The sequence below is a fragment of the Ewingella americana genome, from assembly GCF_006438725.1.
GTDB classification, from domain to species: domain Bacteria; phylum Pseudomonadota; class Gammaproteobacteria; order Enterobacterales; family Enterobacteriaceae; genus Ewingella; species Ewingella americana_A.
The window spans coordinates 1-18436 of sequence record NZ_RCZD01000010.1; the positions used below are offsets into that span (position 1 = coordinate 1).

The 18436-nt window shown below is 53.6% G+C and carries 21 protein-coding genes and 1 pseudogene; 4 read left to right on the forward strand and 18 right to left on the reverse strand.

Translation table 11 applies throughout. The features are described from left to right. The 9 genes from EAH77_RS17475 to fkpA all read right to left on the reverse strand — a co-directional run. On the reverse strand, nucleotides 1-313 hold a 313-nt coding region (locus EAH77_RS17475), incomplete at its 3' end, for a GTP-binding protein (protein ID WP_241673484.1). A gap of 72 nt (nucleotides 314-385) precedes the next feature. Continuing rightward, nucleotides 386-2500: an elongation factor G gene (gene fusA / locus EAH77_RS17480; RefSeq protein WP_140474098.1), complete on the reverse strand. Its 2115-nt coding sequence runs from the start codon at nucleotides 2498-2500 to the stop codon at nucleotides 386-388. Nucleotides 2501-2596: 96 nt separating this feature from the next. Further along, entirely contained in the window at nucleotides 2597-3067 is a 471-nt protein-coding gene (gene rpsG / locus EAH77_RS17485) for a 30S ribosomal protein S7 (protein ID WP_140474099.1), read from the reverse strand. A gap of 96 nt (nucleotides 3068-3163) precedes the next feature. Further along, entirely contained in the window at nucleotides 3164-3538 is a 375-nt protein-coding gene (gene rpsL, locus EAH77_RS17490; protein WP_013573668.1) for a 30S ribosomal protein S12, read from the reverse strand. Nucleotides 3539-3678: 140 nt separating this feature from the next. Beyond that, nucleotides 3679-3969 carry a sulfurtransferase complex subunit TusB gene (gene tusB, locus EAH77_RS17495; RefSeq protein ID WP_140474100.1) on the reverse strand — a complete coding sequence of 97 codons (291 nt, stop codon included), beginning with the start codon at nucleotides 3967-3969 and terminating at the stop codon, nucleotides 3679-3681. A gap of 13 nt (nucleotides 3970-3982) precedes the next feature. Next, complete coding sequence (gene tusC, locus EAH77_RS17500) at nucleotides 3983-4342, reverse strand: sulfurtransferase complex subunit TusC (protein WP_140474101.1); 360 nt, start codon at nucleotides 4340-4342, stop codon at nucleotides 3983-3985. 20 nt (nucleotides 4343-4362) lie between these two features. After that, the gene (tusD, locus tag EAH77_RS17505) at nucleotides 4363-4755 is read right to left on the reverse strand and encodes a sulfurtransferase complex subunit TusD (protein WP_140474102.1); all 393 of its coding nucleotides are present in this window, start codon (nucleotides 4753-4755) and stop codon (nucleotides 4363-4365) included. Continuing rightward, a complete protein-coding gene (locus tag EAH77_RS17510) occupies nucleotides 4752-5474 on the reverse strand; it encodes a helix-turn-helix transcriptional regulator (protein WP_161985820.1) in 723 nt (240 codons plus the stop codon). Before EAH77_RS17510 ends, tusD begins: the two co-directional genes overlap by 4 nt. 258 nt (nucleotides 5475-5732) lie before the next feature. Continuing rightward, complete coding sequence (fkpA, locus tag EAH77_RS17515; RefSeq protein ID WP_140474104.1) at nucleotides 5733-6593, reverse strand: FKBP-type peptidyl-prolyl cis-trans isomerase; 861 nt, start codon at nucleotides 6591-6593, stop codon at nucleotides 5733-5735. Nucleotides 6594-6852: 259 nt separating this feature from the next. On the opposite strand from fkpA, the gene EAH77_RS17520 reads away from it, so the two are divergent. After that, nucleotides 6853-7071, forward strand: coding sequence for a protein SlyX (locus tag EAH77_RS17520; RefSeq protein WP_140474105.1), 219 nt, complete (start codon nucleotides 6853-6855; stop codon nucleotides 7069-7071). A gap of 70 nt (nucleotides 7072-7141) precedes the next feature. Here EAH77_RS17520 and slyD read toward each other — a convergent pair whose 3' ends face one another. The 4 genes from slyD to kefG all read right to left on the reverse strand — a co-directional run bounded on the left by slyD (nucleotide 7142) and on the right by kefG (nucleotide 10628). Then, nucleotides 7142-7747, reverse strand: a complete 606-nt coding sequence (slyD, locus tag EAH77_RS17525; protein WP_140474106.1) for a peptidylprolyl isomerase — start codon at nucleotides 7745-7747, stop codon at nucleotides 7142-7144. Between the two features lie 213 nt (nucleotides 7748-7960). Then, complete coding sequence (locus EAH77_RS17530) at nucleotides 7961-8164, reverse strand: YheV family putative zinc ribbon protein (protein WP_140474107.1); 204 nt, start codon at nucleotides 8162-8164, stop codon at nucleotides 7961-7963. Between the two features lie 101 nt (nucleotides 8165-8265). Beyond that, entirely contained in the window at nucleotides 8266-10074 is a 1809-nt protein-coding gene (gene kefB, locus EAH77_RS17535) for a glutathione-regulated potassium-efflux system protein KefB (RefSeq protein WP_140474108.1), read from the reverse strand. Continuing rightward, nucleotides 10074-10628 carry a glutathione-regulated potassium-efflux system ancillary protein KefG gene (gene kefG, locus EAH77_RS17540; RefSeq protein WP_140474109.1) on the reverse strand — a complete coding sequence of 185 codons (555 nt, stop codon included), beginning with the start codon at nucleotides 10626-10628 and terminating at the stop codon, nucleotides 10074-10076. The genes kefB and kefG overlap by 1 nt, the downstream gene beginning before the upstream one ends. Nucleotides 10629-10812: 184 nt before the next feature. Between kefG and EAH77_RS17545 the strand changes: the two genes are divergently transcribed. Next, entirely contained in the window at nucleotides 10813-12729 is a 1917-nt protein-coding gene (locus tag EAH77_RS17545) for an ABC transporter ATP-binding protein (protein WP_140474110.1), read from the forward strand. 150 nt (nucleotides 12730-12879) lie between these two features. On the opposite strand, the gene tauD is transcribed toward EAH77_RS17545, so the two are convergent. The 5 genes and pseudogenes from tauD to EAH77_RS17570 form a co-directional block, all read right to left on the reverse strand. Beyond that, nucleotides 12880-13725, reverse strand: a complete 846-nt coding sequence (gene tauD, locus EAH77_RS17550) for a taurine dioxygenase (protein WP_140474111.1) — start codon at nucleotides 13723-13725, stop codon at nucleotides 12880-12882. After that, nucleotides 13722-14561, reverse strand: coding sequence for a taurine ABC transporter permease TauC (gene tauC, locus EAH77_RS17555; RefSeq protein ID WP_140474112.1), 840 nt, complete (start codon nucleotides 14559-14561; stop codon nucleotides 13722-13724). The genes tauD and tauC overlap by 4 nt, the downstream gene beginning before the upstream one ends. Continuing rightward, nucleotides 14558-15325, reverse strand: a complete 768-nt coding sequence (gene tauB / locus EAH77_RS17560) for a taurine ABC transporter ATP-binding subunit (RefSeq protein ID WP_140474113.1) — start codon at nucleotides 15323-15325, stop codon at nucleotides 14558-14560. The genes tauC and tauB overlap by 4 nt, the downstream gene beginning before the upstream one ends. Before the next feature lie 10 nt (nucleotides 15326-15335). Next, nucleotides 15336-16337 (reverse strand): annotated as a pseudogene (gene tauA, locus EAH77_RS17565) (taurine ABC transporter substrate-binding protein). Nucleotides 16338-16501: 164 nt separating this feature from the next. After that, nucleotides 16502-17104, reverse strand: coding sequence for a LysE family translocator (locus tag EAH77_RS17570; protein WP_140474114.1), 603 nt, complete (start codon nucleotides 17102-17104; stop codon nucleotides 16502-16504). A gap of 99 nt (nucleotides 17105-17203) precedes the next feature. On the opposite strand from EAH77_RS17570, the gene EAH77_RS17575 reads away from it, so the two are divergent. After that, complete coding sequence (locus EAH77_RS17575; protein WP_140474115.1) at nucleotides 17204-18187, forward strand: hydrolase; 984 nt, start codon at nucleotides 17204-17206, stop codon at nucleotides 18185-18187. Further along, a complete protein-coding gene (locus EAH77_RS17580; RefSeq protein WP_140474116.1) occupies nucleotides 18184-18432 on the forward strand; it encodes a YheU family protein in 249 nt (82 codons plus the stop codon). The genes EAH77_RS17575 and EAH77_RS17580 overlap by 4 nt, the downstream gene beginning before the upstream one ends. Nucleotides 18433-18436 lie beyond the last annotated feature (4 nt).

Sequence of the window (18436 nt, forward strand, 5' to 3'; positions counted from 1 at the left end):
CCAGAATAGCGCCGTCCATCTGAGCAGCACCGGTGATCATGTTTTTCACATAGTCGGCGTGTCCTGGGCAGTCTACGTGCGCGTAGTGGCGAGCTGGGGTGTCATATTCAACGTGAGAAGTGTTGATGGTGATACCACGAGCTTTTTCTTCTGGTGCGTTATCGATCTGATCGAATGCACGAGCAGAACCACCGTAGGTTTTAGCCAGAACGGTAGTGATTGCAGCAGTCAGGGTAGTTTTACCGTGGTCAACGTGGCCGATAGTACCAACGTTAACGTGCGGTTTTGTACGTTCAAATTTTTCTTTAGACACGGCTATATTCCTTACTCGTGTGCTCTCCCTTCATAGAGAGAGCACGGGATCAATTGTGTTTAAACCAGTGGCTTATTTGCCACGAGCTTCAATAACGGCCAGGGCCACGTTATTCGGCGCATCATCGTACTTCAGGAATTCCATGGTGTAAGATGCACGGCCTTTGGTCAGAGAACGCAGCTGAGTTGCGTATCCGAACATTTCAGACAGCGGAACTTCAGCGTGAATTTGAACGCCAGTAGCGTTAGATTCCTGGCCTTTCAGCTGGCCACGGCGACGGCTAAGGTCACCGATTACGTCACCAGTATTCTCTTCCGGTGTTTCTACTTCAACCTTCATGATCGGCTCAAGCAGAACAGGTTTCGCTTTCTTAAAACCATCTTTAAAGGCAATAGAAGCAGCCAGTTTAAACGCCAACTCGGAGGAGTCAACGTCGTGGTAAGAACCGAAGTGCAGACGCACACCGAGATCTACTACTGGGTAACCCGCCAATGGACCAGACTTCAGCTGCTCCTGGATGCCTTTATCAATCGCAGAGATGAATTCACCAGGAATCACACCACCTTTGATTTCGTTGACAAACTCGTAGCCTTTCGGGTTGGTGCCTGGCTCCAGCGGGTACATGTCGATAACAACATGACCATACTGACCACGACCACCAGACTGCTTAGCGTGTTTACCTTCGATGTCGGTAACTTTAGCGCGAATCGCTTCACGGTAAGCAACCTGCGGCTTACCTACGTTCGCTTCAACGTTAAACTCACGACGCATACGGTCAACCAGGATGTCCAGGTGAAGCTCACCCATACCTGCGATGATAGTCTGACCAGATTCTTCATCAGTCCATACACGGAATGATGGATCTTCTTTTGCCAGACGGCCCAGAGCCAGACCCATTTTTTCCTGGTCAGCTTTGGTTTTTGGTTCTACCGCTACAGAGATAACCGGCTCAGGGAACTCCATACGCTCCAGGATGATCACATTATCTGGATCACACAGAGTGTCACCGGTAGTCACGTCTTTCAAGCCGATCGCTGCAGCGATATCGCCTGCACGAACTTCTTTGATCTCTTCACGCTTGTTAGCGTGCATCTGAACGATACGACCCAGACGTTCACGCTGCGATTTCACTGGGTTAAATACAGTGTCACCTGAGTTGACGAGGCCGGAATAAACACGGAAGAACGTCAAGTTACCCACGAATGGGTCAGTAGCGATTTTGAACGCCAGAGCAGAGAACGGCTCAGAATCGTCAGAATGGCGAACTGCCGGAGTGTCTTTACCGTCATCCAACAAACCGTTGATAGCTTCAACGTCAGTTGGTGCTGGCAGATACTCAACAACCGCATCCAGCATTGCCTGTACGCCTTTGTTTTTAAACGCAGAACCACAGGTAACCAGGATAATTTCGTTACGCAATACGCGCGCACGAAGTGAGGTTTTGATCTCTTCTTCAGTCAGCTCTTCGCCACCAAAGAATTTCTCCATCAACTCATCAGAGCCTTCAGCAGCGGCCTCAATCAGTTTCTGACGCCATTCTTCAGCCAGCTCTTGCATATCAGCCGGGATCTCTTCGTATTCGAAGGTCACGCCCTGATCGGCTTCGCTCCAGTTGATCGCTTTCATCTTCACCAGGTCAACAACACCGGTGAATTTCTCTTCAGCACCGATAGCCAGCTGCAGAGGAACAGGATTTGCACCCAGACGTTTTTGAATCTGATCAACAACTTTCAGGAAGTTAGCACCCATACGGTCCATTTTATTAACGAACGCGATACGTGGAACTTTATATTTGTTTGCCTGACGCCATACGGTTTCAGACTGTGGCTGAACACCACCAACTGCACAGTAAACCATTACCGCGCCATCAAGAACACGCATGGAACGTTCAACTTCGATGGTGAAGTCAACGTGCCCTGGGGTGTCAATGATGTTGATGTGGTGTGGTTCGAACTGCTTAGCCATACCAGACCAGAAACAGGTGGTCGCAGCGGACGTGATGGTAATACCACGTTCCTGCTCCTGCTCCATCCAGTCCATGGTGGCTGCGCCGTCATGAACTTCACCGATTTTATGGTTTACACCGGTGTAGAACAGAACACGTTCGGTCGTCGTCGTTTTACCGGCGTCGATGTGCGCGCTGATACCGATGTTGCGATAGCGCTCAATGGGTGTTTTACGAGCCATTTGATTCCTCTATTACTAGGACGTTCAAGTTCAGTTAAGCCAAGCGGGTTAGCTTCTTGAAGCGCCCGCTTGGTTAGCATAACTACTGCGAGGTGATTACCAGCGGTAGTGGGCGAACGCCTTGTTGGCTTCAGCCATACGGTGAACGTCTTCACGTTTCTTAACAGCAGTACCTTTGTTCTCTGCTGCATCAGAAAGTTCGTTCGCCAGGCGAAGAGCCATGGATTTATCACCGCGTTTACGAGCAGCTTCAACGATCCAACGCATTGCCAAGGCATTACGACGAACCGGACGTACTTCTACTGGAACCTGATAAGTTGAACCACCTACGCGGCGGGACTTAACTTCGACAGTCGGACGAACGTTGTCCAGTGCGACTTCGAAAGCTTCCAGGTGGCCTTTACCGCTGCGTTGAGCCAGGGTCTCAAGAGCGCTATAGACGATTGTTTCTGCAGTAGATTTTTTACCATCTACCATCAGAATGTTTACGAATTTAGCCAGAAGTTCGGATCCGAACTTAGGATCTGGCAGAATTTTACGTTGACCAATGACGCGACGACGTGGCATGGAAATACTCCGTTGTTAATTCAGGATTGTCCAAAACTCTAAGAGTTTATTTTGACAGTAATGTGAAAATGTTTGGCCTTACTTAACGGAGAACCATTAAGACTTCGGCTTTTTAACGCCGTATTTAGAACGAGATTGCTTACGGTCTTTAACGCCTGAACAGTCCAATGCGCCGCGGACGGTGTGATAACGCACACCTGGCAAGTCTTTTACGCGACCGCCACGGATCAGGATCACGGAGTGTTCCTGAAGGTTATGACCTTCACCACCAATGTAGGAGGTAACTTCAAAACCGTTAGTCAAACGCACACGGCATACTTTACGCAGTGCGGAGTTTGGTTTTTTAGGAGTGGTAGTATATACACGAGTACATACGCCACGTTTCTGCGGGCAAGCTTCCAGCGCTGGAACGTTGCTTTTAGCAACCTTCGTAGAGCGTGGTTTGCGTACCAGCTGATTAATTGTTGCCATTAAAAAGCTCCTGGATTTTGTTTCATAAACTACTTTGTAAACGCATGATAAACCGCCCCACTAAAAGCATGAGCTAATACGGGGACGCAGAATTTTAGGGCTGACCTACGAGGGTGTCAAGAAATATACAGTATTAGCGGTCATCGCCATGCCATATGCTGGGAGTGCTTCTCGGTCAGCGCAACGAAACCAGTATAGTCGATTAAGGTCGCACTGTGTAAAATTTGACCAACCAACCCGCGAGCAGACAGATCCTCACTCAGTACATAAACCGGTAGACCCAGTGTCGCCAAACGTTCGCCAGCCTCGCCGTTTTTCACAGCCGCCAGTACACCATCCTGAACAAGCAAGAGTGCATCTTGTGGACCGATGAGACGAAGAAGTGCTGTTAAATCACAAGATTGCGGAGAGTTAGCCAAGGTAAAAAGCATGAGTTTTCCTGCATTAAAAAGTCATAACAACATCATATTCAGACAACTTTTCACGTAATTCATCTTCTGCCAGCGCCTCTGTATCCAGTACCCAGTTGCGCTCATCGGCCAACCCTCGCACTTTTAACGAGGCCGCACAGACAAAGCACTGGTCGATGTCATACAGAGATAAAACGCCGTAAGTCGCGATGTAATTACGTGCTAAAATTTTATCCGGTTGCTGATTGGCTAATAGCTGAAATACGCCATCGGCCACAAAGAAAACCCCGATATCCTCAGTTAATGCCGACGTCGCCAGCAAAGCATCCAGCCCTTCCCGTCCTGATGACGTCCCGTGTGGCCCATGCGTAAAAACAAAAGCGACTCTCTTCATAGTGGGTTCACACCTTGCATTTAAAACTGTACCAATCGGTCACAGGTCAGCGACGCTTCAGCCAGACTGCCCAAACCGGTGAGGGTAAATCCGGGCTGAAGGTTGGCAAACTCCATCCCCTGATTGCGCGCCTCTGCATCATCAATCACGCCACGCCGCAAAGCGGCAGCCACGCAGACATTCAGTGCAACCCGGTTATCGGCGGCTAAGCGCTGCCATGCTCGCACTAAATCAAACTCATCCGACGCAGGCGTAGAAAGTTGATTGCCATTCAACACGCCCTCACGGTAGAAAAAGATGCTTTCAAGCTGATGCCCACAAGCGAGCAGCGCCAGAGCAAATTGATAGGCCGCACTGGCCTGCTGCGTACCATACGCAGGGCCGGTGACCAGCAGACAATAACGTAGCTTCAACGCTCGTTCCCCACCAGATCACCGCTTTTGAACTGTCGGATATAGAGATAAACAGTGTGTTTGGAAATATTCAGCCGGTCAGCAACCTGATTAATGGCATCTTTAATATCAAAAATGCCTTTCTCATAAAGATTCAGCACAACCTGACGATTCTTCGCATTGTTAGACACATTTCGGTCGGCATTAACCTCTTCAATGGTGAACTCCAGCGTTTGGGCAACCAGATCATCAACCGATGAAGCAAAGTTCACAGAGGGAGCCACTTCCTGCGTTTCAGGCGGCATAAAAGTTTGAATAATTTGCGAGAAAGGCACATCAAGATTCATGTTGATACAAAGCAGCCCAATGACTCGCTGTTCACGATTGCGGATAGCAATAGTAAGAGATTTCATCAGGACGCCGCTTTTGGCGCGGGTAAAATAAGCTTTGGAGACATTACTGTCAGCGCCGGTCATATCGTGCAGCATACGCAGCGCCAGATCGGTTATCGGTGAGCCGATTTTCCGTCCGGTATGTTCACCATTAGCGATCCGAATCGCCGAGCATTTCAGATCTTCTAAAGAATGCAGAACAATTTCGCAATGTTCACCAATCAACATGGCCAGACCATCGACGACTGCCTCATAGGAGGTGAGTATTTCGTGGTCGGTCTGATTGAAAGGACGTTGGTCCAGCAAATCCAGTTCGCCGGTTTCGCCAGATATAAGCGAATTAGACATCGAAGCTACCACCCTCTACATCGCATTTGCCTGACAGCAGCAATACGTATCAATCAATATCCCAGGTCCGTTACTGTAACAATTGCACAGGCAGACACGCTGGGATCACGTGGAATAGTGACGTTATGCCCGACGGGCAAACGCGTCAAGTGATCATCATAGAGTAACCGCAGTAAAATGAGGGTCTGAATGCAATTAATCCATCAGACAAAAAAAACCGCCGCATTAAGCGACGGTTCTTCACTACACCGGGCAAATTTATTTTGCTTTAGGTGCTGCGGCTGCGGCTGCGTCATCAGCAGGTTGTTCAGCTGCTTTTGGATCTGCTTTTGGTGCCGCTTTAACGTCCAATAACTCTACGTCGAAGACCAGAGTAGAGTTAGCAGGGATCCCCGGAACGCCGGTTTTGCCGTAAGCCAGTTCTGGTGGAATGACCAGCTTGATTTTGCCGCCTTTCTTCACGTGTTTCAGGCCTTCGGTCCAGCCTGGGATAACACCGTCAAGACGGAAAGACAGAGGCTCGCCGCGGGTATAAGAGTTATCAAACTCAGTACCGTCGGTCAGGGTGCCCTTGTAGTTCACAACCACAGTGTCGCTGTCTTTTGGCACTTCACCGGTACCTGGTTTCTCAACCTGATACAGCAAACCTGATTCCGTTTTCTTCACGCCTTTGGTTTTAGCAAAATCAGCGCGGAATTTGTCACCTTTGTCGGAGTTAGCTTTAGCGTCTTGCTCCATTTTAGCCTGAGCGGAAGCTTTCACACGGCCTTCGAAGGTTTGCAGGGTTTTTTCGATTTCCTGATCGGACAGCTTGCTCTTATTCGCAAAAGCGTCCTGAACACCGGAGATCAACTGGTCTTTATCCAGTTTGATACCCAGTTTCTCTTGTTCTTTCAGAGAATTGTCCATGTAGCGTCCAAGTGAAGCACCCAGAGCGTAAGCAGCCTGCTCGTCATCACTTTTAAACTTTGCGGTATCAGTCGCGGCCGGAGCGGCGGCGGCTGGTGCAGCAGCTGGCGTCTCAGCGGCTTTCGCTGCGTCGGCTGCCATAACCTGCGTAGCATTCAGAGCCAGTGCCATCGTGGTCGCTAACAGTGTTACTTTAAACAGTGATTTCATCCATTTCTCCAAGACCTGAAGCGTATTACCTCAGGTAACAATTACGAAAATTCGTCGGTTACTATAACTGTCCCTGTTCAGACAAGACAATATCTATACTAACCAATAGCGTCTTATTCGGACCTTTTTTGATCCAATTAGTTTCGGCAAAGGCACATATTACGAAAAGTCCTACATCAGGAGGTCAGGCAATTCTCTTTCATTGCAGGTAGAATCGCGCTCCTGACTGTCCTGTCAGCCGCACTTAGAGGGGAATACTATGGACCAGAACACACTGGAACACCGACTGGAAATGCTGGAAAGTCGCCTGGCATTCCAGGAAGTGACAATTGATGAACTCAACACCATCGTCACGTCTCATCAGTTGGAGATGAGCCGACTGCATGACCACCTGCGTCTGCTGACTGACAAACTGCGTGCCTCGCAGCCATCGCAGATTGCTGACCAGTCCGAAGAAACCCCTCCGCCACACTATTAATTACGGGTCTTGCCGGGCAGCAGAAACAAAAAAGGCATCCCGCAGGATGCCTTTTCTTCATGGCTGGCGATTAATGACAACCGCAGCCGCCGTTGCCACCGCAACCGCCTTTTTTCACTTCGCCATGGTCGTGCTCGTGATCATGGCTGTGACCGTGGCCGCCGCAGCAACCGTCACCATGCTCGTGATCGTGACCATGGTCGTGACCGTGCTCACCGTGAACGTGACCATGAGCCAGTTCTTCTTCGGTTGCTTCACGGATAGCCACCACTTCTACGTGGAAGTTCAGATCCTGACCTGCCAGCATGTGGTTACCGTCAACCACAACGTGGTCACCGTCAACTTCAGTGATCTCAACAGGAACCGGCCCCTGGTCGGTGTCAGCCAGGAAACGCATACCCACTTCCAGCTCTTCAACACCCATGAACACGTCTTTAGGCACGCGCTGCACCAGGTTTTCGTCGTAGTCACCGTAAGCGTCATTTGCGCCAACATGCACGTCGAATACGTCACCAATGGCGTGATTTTCTAGCGCAGTTTCCAGGCCAGAGATCAGAGAACCATGGCCGTGCAGGTAATCCAACGGTGCGCTCACCGGAGATTCATCAACCAACACACCGTCTTCTGTACGTACCTGGTATGCCACGCTGACGACCAGATCTTTAGATACTTTCATGATAACTCCTACCGTTGGAAACTTAATTTATTGTCTGCGAACGCTTCGGGTAACGAACGCCACGTCGTTTCAGGCTAATTCAGTTACGGCGCGTTACCCGTATCTTGAGACAAACGAGCGGATACGAAAACGGTGCCGAATAAATTTGGCGAAGAGTGTAGCGGAAATCCGCGCCTCTGTACCGAACAGCATAAAAAAACGCGGCCAAGAACGCTACTTCGGATCAAAAATACCGATAACTTGTTCTTCCGGGCGCAACGTCTTACTGACCTGCTCATCCGTCTGGCGCTTGTGCAGCCCACACTTGATGCACTCGACCACTTCGACCTGATCTTCTGTCCATAAAGCCAGCGTATCCAGCGCCTTACACTGCGGGCAAACCGCCCCGGCAATGAAACGCTTACGGGTTGTAGCCATCACTTACTCTCCAGAAATGTTGCGTCTTGCGCCTGCTTTTAACGTGGGGGCAGCGGAAACGTTTTGCAAAAAAAATTTTAGCGGCCCGCAATAAAAGGCGGTTATTCGTCATCGTCCCAGCCATCAAGCTGGCGGCGTTCGTTATGCATTTCACTTTGGAAGATCTCTTCCAGTTCGCGGCGTGCCTCTTTGAGGCGGGAAATCTGCGCCACGTCGCCACGGTTTTGCGGTACAAGTTCACGCAGCATGCGCATATCCAGACGGCGAAAATGCTGTTGCGCACGATACGCACTGTGCGGATGCATTCCCAGCGTCACCAAAGCTTTCTTACCGAGTTCCAGTGCGCTGGAGAACGTCTCGCGGGAGAAATGCGTGACGCCCGCCTGCAACAGTTCATGCGCTTCAACACGCCCGCGGGCACGCGCCAGAATATTCAGATGCGGGAAATGCTGCTGGCAAAGATGCACAATTTCCATCGTATCTTCAGGTTCATTACAGGTAATGACGATGGATTTGGCCTTCTCCGCACCCGATGCCCTGAGCAACTCAAGCTCCGTCGCGTCACCGTAATAGACTTTGTAGCCGTAGGTGCGCATCAGGCCCACGGCGCTGATATCACGCTCCAGTACCGTAATACGCATTTTGTTGGCCATCAGCAAGCGACCAATCACCTGGCCAAATCGCCCGAAGCCCACGATGATCACCTGCGGTTCGTCATCCTGCACAAAGTGCTTTTCGTCACTTTCCTCTTTATCGTTGTAGCGGCGAACCAGAATCCGGTCCACGCCCTGCATCAGCAACGGCGTCGTCATCATCGATAAGGTCACTACCACCAATAACAGCGACAACTGCTCGGAAGAGATGACTTTCTGCGCCCCGGCGGCCGAGAACAGCACAAAGGCAAATTCTCCCCCCTGGCTGAGTACGGCGGCAAATTGCAGCCGTACCGAGGTGCGCAGGCCAAATACTCTGGCGAGGGCGTACAGGACGCCACCTTTTACCGCCACCAGCGCCAGAACGCCCGCCAGAACCAGCAGAATATGGGTATAAAGTACACCGAGATTCAGCGCCATGCCGACCGAGATAAAGAACAGCCCGAGCAGCAGCCCCTTAAAGGGTTCAATCGCGATTTCCAGCTCATGCTGATATTCACTTTCCGCCAGCAATACCCCGGCGATAAACGTGCCGAGCGCCATCGAGAAGCCCAGCGAGTCCATAAACAGCGCCGAGCCAAGCACCAGCAACAGCGCGGCGGCGGTAAACACTTCCCGCACGCCGGAAGCCACGATCAGCCGGAAAATCGGCCGCAGTAAAAAACGCCCGCCGATCAACATCCCGGCGAACGCCAGCACCTTGAGGCCAATCAGCGCCCAGTTATTGGCCCCTTCCGAGCCACCGGCCAGCAACGGAATCAGCGCCAGCGCAGGGATAACCGCAATGTCCTGAAACAGCAGCACCGCAAAACCCAACTGGCCGCCTTCGTTGCGGGTCATGCTCTTATCGCGCATCAGCTGCAGCGCCATCGCCGTCGATGACATCGCCAGGCCGATGCCGCCGATCAGCGCCGCCTGCCATGAGAATTTAGTCAGATACAACAAACCGCCGAGTACCGCAGCGGTCAATATCACCTGCCCGGCACCGACGCCAAAAATTTGCCGCCGCAGCTCCCACAGTTTGCCGGGGTTCAGCTCCAGCCCGATGATAAACATCAGGAATACGACACCGAGCTCAGAGAAGTGCAGAATTTCATCCACATCGCGGATAAAGCCCAGCCCCCAGGGGCCGATGGCGATACCGGCGATCAAATAACCGAGCACCGCGCCAATCCCCAGTCGCTGAGCGATGGGCACCGCGACGACTGCCGCAAACAGAAACAGCAGAATGGCTGCCGGTAGATTGGAACCGTCCATTATTTGTGGCCCCCGTGTGCAATCGGTGACTGTAACCATTCGCCATACGCCTGCGCATGGCTTTGCAACACATCAGGCTTCTGTCGGCGCGCCCAATAGATGATAATGGGCGTCATCCAGTGCATATGGCACATGGCAGACGTCAGCTCGAACGGCCGCATGATGTCGCTCATTGGGTAGCGATTATACCCCCCGGCCTTATAAGCCCCTTCGGGTTCACCGGTCGTCACTACAGAACGCCAATACTTGCCACGTAGCGCATTGCCGCCCGCGCCGCTGGCGAAACCCCGGGCCAGCACGCGGTCCATCCACTCCTTGAGCAGCGCCGGGCAACTGTAGGTATAGAGCGGATGCTGGAAGACAATCACCTTATGCTCGCGCAGCAACTCCTGTTCGCGATGGATATCGATAAAGAAATCAGGGTAATGGGCATATAAATCATGAACCGTGACATGCTCCAGCTGCCGGGCGTGTTGCAATAAAACACGATTGGCAACCGAATCGGGCGATTCCGGGTGGGCATACAGCAGCAAAACCTTGGGTGGCTGCGACATCAATACCTCCAAAGCGTCGTCAGGGTGCGGTTTTTCCGTTACCATGCTTCGCAAAGACTAAAAATAGGACGCAATACGTCTTGTTTAATATTGTGACAATTTTGGCTCAAATAAGCGGTACAGACGCCGCATAAATCATCTCGAATTTAGATGACAATTTAACATACTCTCAACACGGCGCTTTATGATTGTTTTCTCCTCATTACAAATCCGACGCGGTACCAATGTCCTGCTGGACAACGCGTCAGCCACCATTAATCCCGGCCAGAAAGTCGGTCTGGTCGGCAAAAACGGCTGTGGTAAATCCACGCTGATATCACTGCTGAAAAACGAAATGAGCGCCGATGCGGGCAACCTGACGTTTCCTAATAACTGGGCATTAGCCTGGGTAAATCAGGAAACGCCTGCGCTTGACGTCCCTGCCATTGAGTATGTTATCGATGGCGACCGCGAATTTCGTCAGTTGGAGTCTGAATTACAGCAAGCCAACGAACGTGACGACGGCCACGCCATCGCACACGTGCATGGCAAGCTCGACGCCATTCAGGCCTGGACCATCCCGGCGCGTGCGGCCAGTTTACTCAGCGGCCTTGGCTTCACCCAGAGCCAGTTGCAGCAACCGGTGAAATCCTTCTCCGGCGGCTGGCGTATGCGTCTCAACCTGGCGCAGGCGCTGATCTGCCGCTCTGATCTGCTGCTGCTTGATGAACCGACCAACCACCTTGATTTAGATGCGGTGATCTGGCTGGAGAAGTGGCTGAAAAGCTACACCGGCACGTTGGTGCTGATTTCCCATGACCGCGACTTCCTCGACCCGATTGTCGATAAAATCCTGCACATCGAACAGCAGACGCTGAACGAATACACCGGTAACTACTCGTCATTTGAACGCCAGCGGGCGACCAAACTGTCGCAACAGCAGTCGCTGTTTGAAAGCCAGCAGGAAAAAGTGGCGCATCTGCAAAGCTACATTGACCGTTTCCGCGCCCAGGCGACCAAAGCCAAACAGGCGCAGAGCCGCATCAAAATGCTCGAGCGTATGGAGCTGATTGCCCCGGCACACGTCGACAATCCTTTTCATTTTAGCTTCCGTTCGCCGGAAAACTTGCCCGATCCGCTGCTGCGCATGGAAAAAGTCAGCGCCGGTTATGGCGACAACACCATTCTGGACTCCATCAAACTCAATCTGGTACCGGGTTCGCGTATCGGGCTGCTTGGCCGTAACGGCGCGGGTAAATCAACGCTGATCAAACTGCTGGCGGGCACCATGCCGCCGCTGCGGGGAGATATCGGGCTATCGAAAGGCGTGAAACTGGGTTATTTCGCCCAGCATCAGCTGGAGTTTTTACGGGCCGACGAATCGCCGCTGCAACACCTGACGCGCATCGCAGCCAAAGAGACCGAACAGCAACTGCGTGACTATTTAGGCGGTTTTGGTTTCCACGGCGACAAAGTCACAGACCCGACCGAACGCTTCTCCGGTGGCGAAAAAGCCCGTCTGGTGCTGGCGCTCATCGTCTGGCAGCGCCCTAACCTGCTGCTGCTCGATGAACCGACCAACCACCTGGATCTCGATATGCGTCAGGCGCTGACCGAAGCGCTGATGGACTTCGAAGGTGCCATGGTCGTGGTCTCGCATGACCGCCACCTGCTGCGCTCCACCACCGATGACCTCTATCTGGTTCACGGCGGTAAAGTAGAGCAGTTCGACGGCGATCTGGAAGATTATCAGCAATGGCTGGTGGATATTCAGCGTCAGGAGAGCCAGCAAGAAGCACCCGCTAAAGATGGCGTGAACAGTGCGCAATCGCGTAAAGACCAGAAGCGACGCGAAGCCGACTTCCGTAATCAAACCCAGCCGCTGCGCAAGCAGATCACCAAGCTGGAATCACAGATGGAAAAGCTCACTAAAGAGCTGAGCGTTATCGAAGAGAAACTGGCCGACTCAGCGCTTTACGACATCAGCCGCAAAGCCGAACTGACCGAATGCCTGCAACAGCAAATCAAAGTGAGAAGCGCACTCGACGACACCGAAATGACCTGGCTCGACGCCCAGGAACAACTGGAAGAGTCAGCGAAAGGATTTGATTTAGAAAGTTGATCCTTTCTTTTCCCTCACAATCCCCTTTCCGAGCGTGGTTGTACGGGAGCGAGGCAAGGCGCCAGTCACCTTGGGAGCGGAGCATACTCCAGTATGTGAGCAACCCAAGGTGACGCCGCAACGCCGCCGCAGCCCCGTACAAAAACGCGACTATCGATAGAAAGGCTTATCGCCCAGCACCGTCGCTCTATGCATAATGCGCCGCTGCGGCAAATAATCGGCATTAGCATAATGCTGCGTCACGCGGTTATCCCAGATCGCGATATCATTTTCCTGCCAGCGCCAGCGCACCTGAAACTCCGGTTTGGTCACGTGGCTGAACAGGAAATTCAAAATTGCCGAACTCTCCTTCTCACTCAGCCCGACAATCCGCGTGGTAAACCCTTCGTTGACGAACAGCGCCTGCCTGCCGCTCACCGGATGCGTGCGGATCACCGGGTGCAATAACGGGGGGTTCTTCTCTTTGGCTTTCAGCCACTGCTGGTGTTCTTCCTCAGACTTACGGTGCCTGAACTCCTGAAACGACTTGGTGAAATCATGCTCGGCCTGCAACCCGGACAGCAACTGCCGGAAGGGGGCAGACAGCGCTTCATAGGCCGCAATACCGCTGGTCCACAGCGTGTCGCCGCCGGTGGAAGGCAGATGTTTTGACGCCAGAATGGCAATCGCAGGCGGTGTCTCGATAAAGGTCACGTCGGTGTGCCAGTTATCGTTGTCCGGCGGATTGTCGTCATGGGTATCCAGCACGATGATCTCTTCAACGTCCGGCGCATGCGGATACACCGGGTGAATATGCAGATCGCCAAAGCGCACCGCCAGCGCACGCTGCTGCACCGGCGTGATTGGCTGGTTACGCAGGAACAGCACCTGATGCTTGAGCAACGCATGATACAGCTGCTCAAACTGGGCGTCAGACAGCGGGCGGGCCAGCGCGACATTCTCAATCTGCGCGCCGATGTAAGGGCCTAACGGCGTGATATCCAGACGTTCATTCATTGTTGTTCTCCATGCCACGGGGTCAGTTTGCGCTGCAAGGCGCGCAGCCCGAGTTCAAGACTAAAAGCGATCAGCGCGATGACGCTGATACCGGCAATCACTACGTCAGTCGCCAGAAATTCTCCGGCGGACTGCACCATAAATCCCAGACCGCGCGTGGCGGCAATCAGCTCGGCGGCCACCAGCGTGGACCAGCCCACACCCAGCCCGATGCGGATACCGGTTAAAATTTCCGGCAGCGCACTCGGCAAGACGACATAACGCAGCACTTGCCATTTGCTGGCCCCCAGCGCCTGCGCCGCGCGAACCCGCACCTGCGAAACACTGCGTACCCCGGCGACGGCGGAAAGCGCCACCGGCGCGAAAATCGCCAGATAAATCAGCAAGATTTTGGAGGTCTCGCCGATGCCAAACCAGATCACCATCAGCGGTAAATAGGCCAGCGGCGGTACCGGACGGTAAAGCTCAATCAGCGGGTCCAATATTCCGCGCACCGTATCGTTAAGACCCATCGCGATCCCAACCGGCACGCCGATGATCACCGCGGCCAGCAGTGCAATCACGATGCGCGTCAGGCTGGCGGCCAGATGCTGCCACAGCGTGGCGTCCATAAACCCCTGCGGGCTGGCAATCACATACAGCTGATGCAACACCTGCTGCGGCGCAGGTAAAAACAGCGGGCTGATTAACTTCAGCGCGGTCACCGCCCACCAGACCAACAGCAGAACCGCCAGCGTGGCGATGCTCAGGCGCACATTGCGCGGGATGCGTGGCAGCCACAGACGGCGCGGAGTGGCGGCGCGGACCGTTTCTTTCAAGGTGGAATCCAGGCTCATATCAGCACCTCGCGCTGCTGGAAGACTTTACTCAGCACATATTCGCGTTGGGCAATAAATTCCGGGTCAGACTTGATCGCCCGGCAGTTCTCACCCCCGGCATAACGCTGGCCGAAATTGAGTTTCAGCCGCTCAACCACCTGCCCCGGCCCCGGCGAGAGCAGCAACAGTTCGCTGGCCAGAAATACCGCCTCTTCGATGTCATGGGTGATCAACAGAATCTGTTTGCCGGTATCGCGCCAGATGGTCAGCAATAACTCCTGCATCTGTTCGCGGTTGAAGGCATCCAGCGCGCCGAACGGCTCGTCGAGCAGCAGTAAACGCGGGTCCGCCGCCAGTGCACGGGCGATCCCCACGCGCTGGCGCATACCGCCGGAGAGCTGCCAGATAAAATGTTTCTCGTAACCCGCCAGCCCGACCTTGCTCAACATGCGTTGCGCGGTGTCGCGCCGCTGGGTTTTATTCACGCCCGCCAGTTGCAGGCCGAACTCCACATTGCTTTGCACGTCCCGCCACGGCAGCAAACCTTCATGCTGAAACACCACACCGCGATCGGCTCCCGGCCCGCTGACCGGCTGGCCGTCGAGGGTGATGGAACCGCCGGACGCAGGCAGAAAACCGGCCACCAGATTCAGCAGCGTGGTTTTGCCACAGCCTGACGGGCCGAGCACCACCACCAGTTCACCGCTGGCAATCTGCAATGAAATGTCTTTCAGCGCAGGTTTCCCCTGATATTCAGCCGACAGATGCGAGACGTTTAACATAGTTGGCTCCTCAGGATTTCGGGTCAGCCTTGACGGCTTTCACGAACTCGTTAGTCACGTAGTCGCTGTAGTCATCGTCAGTCTGCTGAATTTTCCCCTGCTCTTTGAGGAACGCCGCCGTGTCTTTAATGGCTTTATTCACCGGCTGGCCGAGCTGGGTGATTTGTTCATCCACTGGCAGATAGCGGTTACCTTTCACCAGATCAGGAATTTGCTCATCCGGCACACCGCTCAGGCGCGACAGCGTGTCGAGATTGTTTTTATCCTGCAGCCATTTCTCCGGCTGTTGCAGATAGTCGCCCTGCGCTTTCAGTGCGCTGCGGGCAAAAGCCGTCACAATCTCCGGGTGCGCTTTGGCGAAATCTTTGCGCACTACCCAGACATCCAGCGTTGGCGAGCCCCATTTGCCAACCTGCGAGGAGTCCGTCAGCACCTTGCCGGTCTTCTCCAGCTCGTTGACCGCCGGAGCCCGGACGTAAGCGCCATCGATATCACCGCGTGCCCAGGCCGCAGCGATAGCCGGTGGCTGAAGATTCACGATGGTGACCTGTTTAGGGTCGATGCCCCAATGTTTGAGCGCCTACAGCAGGCTGTAATGGGTGGTGGAAATAAACGGCACCGCGATGCGCTTACCAATCAAATCTTTCGGGTCTTTAATCTCTTTCTTCACCACCAGCGCTTCCGAACTGCCAAGCTCGGAGGCCAGCAGAAACACTTCGATAGGCAGCTTCTGACTCGCCGCCACAGCCAGCGGGCTGGAGCCGATATTACCGATTTGTACATCGCCGGAGGCCAGCGCACGCAACACGCTGGAGCCGCTGTCAAACTTGCGCCAGTCCACCTTCGCACCGGAATCTTTGGCGAACGTATTTTCCGCCTGTGCCACTTTGGCCGGTTCCGCAGAAGTCTGATACGCCACGGTGACATCCGCCGCCTGTGCGCCAAACGCGGCCAGGCTCAGTGCCAGGGCCACGCCATGAAATTTGAAACGGGTGAAAGACTTGCTCGCCATAAGAAGGTGCTCCGCGCAGGGGAATGATTGTTGTTTGTCAGACAGTTTTAGCGGAGGCGAAAAAAGATAGAAAGTAATTAGAAATTATCTTTAATTACTTTATGGAATATAACGGGGCATAAAAACGGCCTCCGATGGGAAGCCGTTGGTAACAAGGGAGAAAATCAGCGCCAGATCAGCAGCACACAGGCCGCTGTCAAAATCCCCATCGCCACATTAAAGGTATACCAGGCGCGACGGCTGCTGAGCAGTCGGCCAATTACCGTACCAAATCCCAGCCAGATAATGCCCGACACCAGATTGACGATGAAGAGCCCGACGCTAATCGCTGCGATGGAATGGTTATATTCCGCACCCGCCAGACTGAAACTGGCGACCGCACCCAGGCCCATCAGCCAGGCTTTCGGGTTGAGAAATTGTAATAACCAGCCCTGATACCATTGCAGCGGTTTTGGCGGTGCGGCACCGACTTCCAGTTTTTCATACACCGAGGTGGCAATCTTCCACGCCAGCCACAGCAGATAGAGGCTACCGGCAATTTTGAGGAATAGGTGCAGCGCGGGATAGACCATGATCAGGCTGCCGACACCGAACGCCACCAGCAACAAGATGCTTTGCATACCCAGCATAATACCCATCATCAGCCAGAGTGATCGCAAGAACCCGAAGTTAGCGCCGGACGTGGTGAGCAACATATTGTTCGGGCCTGGTGTGATGGCCGCGACCCACAAAAAACCAAGCATCGAAAAGAATAAACTAAGTTCCATTTAATTGGGTACTCCGACCCGAAGAATGTGCGATAGGATTGAAGCTATCAGTGTGATATTGATCGCACAAGACCTCATGACGAGAATATTATTCATCATATGCATGAATCCTTTCGCCCCCTGCGCGGAGCCAGTAATCCGCATCTGCAAACGCTGCTGCCACGGCTGGTCCGGCGGCACGCGATGCTCAAACCGCACTGGCAAAGACTGGACACACCGGACGGCGATTTCGTTGATTTAGCCTGGAGCGAAGATCCGGCGCTGGCGCGTCACAAACCCCGCATGGTGCTGTTTCATGGTTTGGAAGGGAATTTCTACAGCCCCTACGCGCACGGCCTGCTGCACGCCTGGCGTGAACAGGGCTGGCTCGGCGTGGTGATGCATTTTCGCGGCTGCGGCGGCGAACCCAATAAAATGCAACGCATTTACCACTCCGGCGAAACCGAAGATGCCCGCTTCTTTCTCAACTGGCTGCGGGACACCTACGGGGATGTGCCGACCGGTGCCGTCGGCGTGTCGCTCGGCGGCAACATGCTGGCCTGTTATCTCGGGCAGGAGGGTGAAAACTGTAAACTCAAAGCGGCCGTTGTGGTCTCAGCCCCGCTGATGCTTGAACCCTGTGCCTACCGGCTGGAACGCGGATCATCGCGGTTTTATCAGCGTTATTTACTCGACCAGCTCAAGCTAAACGCTTCGCGTAAACTGGCGAAATATCCCGGCACCCTGCCGGTGACGCTGGCAGAGCTGAAATCGATGCGGCGCATCCGTGATTTCGACGACGCCATTACCTCGAAAGCCCACGGTTTCACCGATGCGCTGGACTACTACCGCCGTTGCAGCGGCCTGCCGATGCTGTCACAGGTACGCATTCCGCTGCTGATCATTCATGCCAAAGATGACCCCTTCATGACGCCGGAAGTGATCCCACAAGCCACTGATTTACCGGCATGCGTCGAGTATCAATTAACCGAACATGGCGGCCACGTGGGTTTCGTCTCCGGCAGCCTGCGCAACCCGAAAATGTGGCTCGAGCAACGCATTCCGGCATGGATCGCCCCGTATATAAAGGAACAAAGTTTGTGATTATTCCCTGGAAAGAACTGGACGCTGAGATCCTCAACAGCGTGATTGAAGCCTTCGTACTGCGTGAAGGCACCGATTACGGCGAGCAGGAACGCACGCTGGAACAGAAGGTAGAAGACGTCAAACGCCAGTTAAAAAGCGGTGACGTGGTGCTGGTGTGGTCGGAACTGCACGAAACGCTGAACATTATGCCGCGCGGTCAGTTCCGTGCGGGCGAAGAAGAGCGGCAGGACGACTGGAACTGAATTC

Excerpts from the sequence above, each read along its gene's own strand:
- kefG (WP_140474109.1), bottom strand. The coding sequence starts at position 10,628 with ATGTCGCAGCCACCCAAGGTTTTGCTGCTGTATGCCCACCCGGAATCG.
- rpsG (WP_140474099.1), bottom strand. The coding sequence starts at position 3,067 with ATGCCACGTCGTCGCGTCATTGGTCAACGTAAAATTCTGCCAGATCCT.
- EAH77_RS17575 (WP_140474115.1), top strand. The coding sequence starts at position 17,204 with ATGCATGAATCCTTTCGCCCCCTGCGCGGAGCCAGTAATCCGCATCTG.
- fkpA (WP_140474104.1), bottom strand. The coding sequence starts at position 6,593 with ATGAAATCACTGTTTAAAGTAACACTGTTAGCGACCACGATGGCACTG.
- EAH77_RS17530 (WP_140474107.1), bottom strand. The coding sequence starts at position 8,164 with ATGGCTACAACCCGTAAGCGTTTCATTGCCGGGGCGGTTTGCCCGCAG.
- kefB (WP_140474108.1), bottom strand. The coding sequence starts at position 10,074 with ATGGACGGTTCCAATCTACCGGCAGCCATTCTGCTGTTTCTGTTTGCG.
- tauC (WP_140474112.1), bottom strand. The coding sequence starts at position 14,561 with ATGAGCCTGGATTCCACCTTGAAAGAAACGGTCCGCGCCGCCACTCCG.
- EAH77_RS17520 (WP_140474105.1), top strand. The coding sequence starts at position 6,853 with ATGGACCAGAACACACTGGAACACCGACTGGAAATGCTGGAAAGTCGC.
- fusA (WP_140474098.1), bottom strand. The coding sequence starts at position 2,500 with ATGGCTCGTAAAACACCCATTGAGCGCTATCGCAACATCGGTATCAGC.
- tauD (WP_140474111.1), bottom strand. The coding sequence starts at position 13,725 with ATGAATGAACGTCTGGATATCACGCCGTTAGGCCCTTACATCGGCGCG.
- tusC (WP_140474101.1), bottom strand. The coding sequence starts at position 4,342 with ATGAAGAGAGTCGCTTTTGTTTTTACGCATGGGCCACACGGGACGTCA.
- EAH77_RS17510 (WP_161985820.1), bottom strand. The coding sequence starts at position 5,474 with ATGTCTAATTCGCTTATATCTGGCGAAACCGGCGAACTGGATTTGCTG.
- tauB (WP_140474113.1), bottom strand. The coding sequence starts at position 15,325 with ATGTTAAACGTCTCGCATCTGTCGGCTGAATATCAGGGGAAACCTGCG.
- tusB (WP_140474100.1), bottom strand. The coding sequence starts at position 3,969 with ATGCTTTTTACCTTGGCTAACTCTCCGCAATCTTGTGATTTAACAGCA.
- EAH77_RS17545 (WP_140474110.1), top strand. The coding sequence starts at position 10,813 with ATGATTGTTTTCTCCTCATTACAAATCCGACGCGGTACCAATGTCCTG.
- rpsL (WP_013573668.1), bottom strand. The coding sequence starts at position 3,538 with ATGGCAACAATTAATCAGCTGGTACGCAAACCACGCTCTACGAAGGTT.
- EAH77_RS17570 (WP_140474114.1), bottom strand. The coding sequence starts at position 17,104 with ATGGAACTTAGTTTATTCTTTTCGATGCTTGGTTTTTTGTGGGTCGCG.
- slyD (WP_140474106.1), bottom strand. The coding sequence starts at position 7,747 with ATGAAAGTATCTAAAGATCTGGTCGTCAGCGTGGCATACCAGGTACGT.